The 4,577-nt window shown below is 72.4% G+C and carries 3 protein-coding genes and 2 pseudogenes; 2 read left to right on the top strand and 3 right to left on the bottom strand.

What is annotated here, in order from left to right; genetic code table 11:
- From GT030_RS17810 to GT030_RS17800, 3 genes and pseudogenes are all read right to left on the bottom strand, one after another.
- Positions 1-251: pseudogene (locus GT030_RS17810) on the bottom strand (alpha/beta hydrolase); the annotation flags it as partial.
- Entirely contained in the window at positions 248-826 is a 579-nt protein-coding gene (locus tag GT030_RS17805) for a TetR-like C-terminal domain-containing protein (protein ID WP_161201931.1), read from the bottom strand. The gene GT030_RS17805 and the pseudogene GT030_RS17810, both read right to left, overlap by 4 nt.
- A 41-nt stretch (positions 827-867) precedes the next feature.
- Complete coding sequence (locus GT030_RS17800) at positions 868-2,118, bottom strand: FAD-binding protein (protein ID WP_161201930.1); 1,251 nt, start codon at positions 2,116-2,118, stop codon at positions 868-870.
- A 174-nt stretch (positions 2,119-2,292) separates the two neighbouring features.
- On the opposite strand from GT030_RS17800, the gene GT030_RS17795 reads away from it, so the two are divergent.
- Both GT030_RS17795 and GT030_RS17790 read left to right on the top strand, forming a co-directional pair.
- Complete coding sequence (locus tag GT030_RS17795; RefSeq protein WP_086696122.1) at positions 2,293-3,612, top strand: radical SAM protein; 1,320 nt, start codon at positions 2,293-2,295, stop codon at positions 3,610-3,612.
- Between the two features lie 223 nt (positions 3,613-3,835).
- Positions 3,836-4,577 (top strand): annotated as a pseudogene (locus GT030_RS17790) (cellulose-binding protein); the annotation flags it as partial.

The raw sequence follows: 4,577 nt of genomic DNA, 5'->3' as shown, positions 1-4,577 counted from the left end.
TAACCCCGCTCACCGGGCGGCAGCACGGCGGCCAGCACCCGGTCCGCGCCGTCGGCCCAGTCCTCCGGCCGCTGGTCCGGCACCGGCTCCCCGAGGCGCCCGTGCGCCAGGCCCAGCGGGTCGTACGTCACCACGGTGAACCGGCGCGCCAGCCGCGCGATCAGCGGTCCCAGCCCCATCGGATGCCCGGCGCCGCCCGGCAGGAGCAGCAGCACCGGGCCGGTGCCGGTGAGGTCGAAGCCGGGTGTCATGCCTGGGCCTCCCTGGGCCAGTGTTCGAGCGCCCGGTGCAGCGCCTCGACCCCCTTCTCCCAGGAGGCGTCCACCGCGCGGCCGGCGCCGAAGCCGCCCGCCGATTCGAGTACGCAGTAGCCGTGGAAGGTGCTGCGCAGCAGGCGCACCGCGTCCGTGAGGTCGGGTTCGGAGAGGCCGTAGGCGCGCAGCATCCCGTAGGTGATCTCGGCGGTGCGGCGCAGGGCGGGGGAGTCCGCGGTCAGGGACTGGTCGATACGGATCTGGGTGGCCGCGTACCGGCCGGGGTGCTGAAGGGCGTAGGCGCGGTAGGCGTCCGCGAACGCGGTCAGCGCGTCCCGGCCCGCGCGTCCGGCGACCGCCGCCGCGATGCGGTCGATCAGTTCACCGCCCGCGTACAGCGCCAGCCGGGTGCGCAGGTCGTTCAGGTTCCGGACGTGCGAGTACAGGCTCGCGTCCTTCACGCCGAAGCGCCGGGCCAGGGCGGAGAGGGTGACGTGCTCGAAACCGGCCTCGTCCGCGAGTTCGGCGGCGGCCGCGACCAGCCGGTCGGCCGTGATCCCCGCACGCGCCATGGACCCACCTCCTTGGATGCCAAGCCCGCATCCTAGAGGCTCTAGGCAAGAATCTCCCGCACGAACGCATTGGCGAACTTGCCCGCCGGGTCCAGCTCGGCCGCCAGTGCCCGGAAACCGGCCAGCCTCGGGAACCGCTCCCGCACCACCGCCGACGGCATCTCGGACACCTTCCCCCAGTGCGGCCGGGCGTCCAGCGCGCCGAGCGCGGCCTCCACCGCGCGCACGACGGGGAGCACGGCCGCCGCGTCCTCGATCCAGGTGAAGTGCAGCGCCACCGAGTCCCGCCCGTACGCCGGGCTGAGCCATTGCGCGTCGGCCGCGACCGTCCGTACCTCGCAGGTCAGCACCACCCCGGCGAGCGTCGCCCGGATCGCGTCCAGGGCGTGCAGCGCGACCAGGGCGTCCGCCCTCGGCAGGAGGTACTCCGACTGGAGTTCCGAGCCGCTGCTGGGCGTGAACTCGGCCCGGAAGTGCGGCAGTCGCTCGTGCCAGGGGCCGGGCACGCCCCCCTGCTCGGTGCAGTTGACCGCGGGCATCCCCGGCACCGGATGCATCGCCCCGGCCGCCGGCTCCGCCCACGGGAAGTCCACCGGCGCCTGATCGGTGCGCCGCTTCAGCCACACCTGCCGGAACCCCGGCGCCCGCCAGTCGGTGAACAGGCTGACGCTGTACGCCGAGGCCGCGACCGTCTCGTAGTCCAGTCCCTCCAGGGGGAGTTCGGCGAAGACGTGCTGCTCGACCTCGTACGCCGGTTCCAGGTCGAGGGTGAGCGCGGTGACCACGCCGAGCGCGCCGAGCGAGGTCACGGCGCCGTCGAAACGGGCGTCGCCGCGGGCGATCCGCAGCGTGCCGCCGTCCGCCGTGATCAGTTCGACCTCGCGTACCGCCGAGGCGAGCGGGCCGTTGCCCACGCCGGAGCCGTGGGTGCCCGTGGCGACCGACCCGGCGACCGAAATGTGTGGCAGGGACGCCATGTTGGCGAGTGCCAGCCCGTGCGCGTGCACCGTGCGGGCCAGCTCCGCGTACCGGACCCCGCCGCCGACGCGTACCGTCCGGGCCGTCGTGTCCACGTCGATCACCGGGGGCAGCCCGGCCACCGACAGCAGCACGCCCCCGGCGCCGGGGTCCGCGATCCGGTTGAAGGAGTGCCCGCTGCCCAGCACCCGCACCCGCGCGCTGCCCGCAACCAGCGCCCGCAGTGCGTCCGGCGAGGTGGGCCGGTGGAACGCGTCGGCCGTGTACGTGATGTTCCGCGCCCAGTTGGTGACCGCCCGTGCCGACTTGGTCATCCCTGCCGTCCCTCCCGAGAGTGCCTGTGCCCAGACCCTCTCATCACTCCCGTGACCTGGGGAGACCCGGAGGCCGGGACAGCACGTCGCATGCCTCACAACCCCCCGGCAGGGCTTGCCGGGAAGTGGGGGCATACGGTGTGAGATGTACGTGTGAGCCGGGAGGAGACAGGGATGGGCAGCCGCACCGCGCTGGTCGAGGATCTGATGGAGCGGTTCCCGCATGTGCCGCGGGAGGCCGTCTTCAAGGAGGACCTGCTCCGGGGCGGAGTCGCCTTCGACGCCTCGGCCCTCAGCGACAACGAGGGCGGCGAGGTCAAGCCGAAGTCGTACTTCATCTTCTCCTTCGACCACGGCACCCTTCCCGAGCTGGGCGAGGCCGCCCTCCGCAGGCCCCCGGAGGAGATCATCCTCACCGGTGGCCCCTACGACCTGCGCCGTACGGTCGTCTCCGTGCGGGTGAACCCCGCCTCCCCCTACCGGGTCGCCGCCGACGAGCACGGCCGGCTCGGCCTCTACCTCGACGGCAAGCGGATCTCCGACGTCGGCGTGCCGCCGATGCCGGAGTACTACCGGCACAAGCTCTCCAACGGGAAGTCGGTCATGGAGGTGGCCCCGACCATCCAGTGGGGCTACCTGATCTACCTCACCGCGTTCCGCGTCTGCCAGTACTTCGGCGCCAAGGAGGAGTGCCAGTACTGCGACATCAACCACAACTGGCGCCAGCACAAGGCGGCGGGCCGGCCGTACACGGGCGTGAAGGACGTCGACGAGGTCCTCGAGGCGCTGGAGATCATCGACAAGTACGACACCGCCAAGATCTCCACCGCGTACACCCTCACGGGCGGGGCGATCACGACGAAGGTCCAGGGGCTGGACGAGGCCGATTTCTACGGCCGGTACGCCAAGGCCATCGAGGAGCACTTCCCGGGCCGCTGGATCGGGAAGGTCGTCGCGCAGGCGCTGCCCAAGCCGGACGTGCAGCGCTTCAAGGACTACGGCGTGCAGATCTACCACCCCAACTTCGAGGTGTGGGACGAGTACCTGTTCAAGATGTACTGCCCCGGCAAGGAGCGGTACGTCGGCCGGGACGAGTGGCACAAGCGCATCCTGGACTCCGCCGACGTGTTCGGCGCGAGCAACGTGATCCCCAACTTCGTGGCGGGCGTGGAGATGGCCGAGCCCTTCGGCTTCACCAGCGTCGACGAGGCCATCGCCTCCACCACCGAGGGGCTGCGCTTCTTCATGTCGCACGGCATCACGCCCCGCTTCACCACCTGGTGCCCCGAGCCCACCACCCCGCTCGGCAAGGCCAACCCGCAGGGCGCGCCGCTCGAGTACCACATCCGGCTGCTGGAGGCGTACCGCAACACCATGGACGACTTCGGCCTCTCCTACCCGCCCGGCTACGGCCCGCCCGGCCCGGGCAACGCGGTGTTCTCCGTCAGCTCCTTCATGGACAGCCTGTCCGCGGAGGAGCGGGTGGAGGTCTGACCGGCCTGTGGCTCGCCGGTTTTGAACCGCTGAGCGCCCGCTTCCGTATCCCCTGACGGAGTGGCGGGCGCGCGGCGGGCGGTCACGGTCACGCCGGGCGACGGGCCGCTCACCCGATCCGCTTGTCAGCCCGGCGGCGGCGTGAAAGGCTCCTGCCTCCGCGAGGCCCCAACTCCACAATCGCTGTGGTGAGTTGCCCCTCGCTCGTGGACGCTGGAGACCGATGCCCGATCTGTCGCCCCCTCAGGATGCCGCCGAGGCAGCGCTGTTCGCCGAGTGCTGGGACGCGGTTCTCTCCTACGCCGACCTGTGCACGGCCGGAGCGGGAACGGCACACCAACTGGCCGATGAGGCCTTTACGTCGGGGATGCGTGAGCTGCGGGCCGCGCAGGGCGCCGTGCGCGGCCGTACCGCCCGGCTGCCGGTCATCCCTCGACTCCTCACCGCTGTCCGGGAGACGGCGGCCGGGTGGGAGAGCGCGGGCAAGGGACACCAGCTCGACCCCGACCTCCGCCTCTGGCTCAACTCCGAGGCGGCCGCCCGTTACACAGGTCCTCCGCTGGGCCGGCCCATCGCCCTGCGGGGTCTTCGGGACATGCCCGAGGCCGATGCCACGCTGCTCTGGCTCGCCGAGGTGGAGTCGCTCCCGCTGCCCACCGTCGCCCGCCGGCTGGGCCTGGACCCGCTGACCACGGGCGCCGAACTCGACCAGGTCCGCGTACTGTTCCACGACCGCTGCCACCGCGCCCACCGCGACACTCCGCTGGACGCCGAGTGCCGCAGCTACGCCCGCCTGCTGGACGCCGTCACCCGCTCGCCCGGCGCCGAGACCCCCGAGGACCTCTCCCGCCACCTGGCCACCTGTGTCCCCTGCGCCGAGGCCGCCGCCTGCCTGCGCCTGCACGGCGGCGGCGTCCCGGCCGCGCTGGCGGGGGGCGTCATCGGCTGGGGCGCCCTCGCCTACC

Origin of the sequence: Streptomyces sp. SID1328 (assembly GCF_009865595.1) — a bacterium.
Taxonomy (GTDB): domain Bacteria; phylum Actinomycetota; class Actinomycetes; order Streptomycetales; family Streptomycetaceae; genus Streptomyces; species Streptomyces griseoluteus.
Note: the sequence above shows the minus strand (reverse complement) of the source record. Positions and strands in the feature narration are given on the sequence as shown.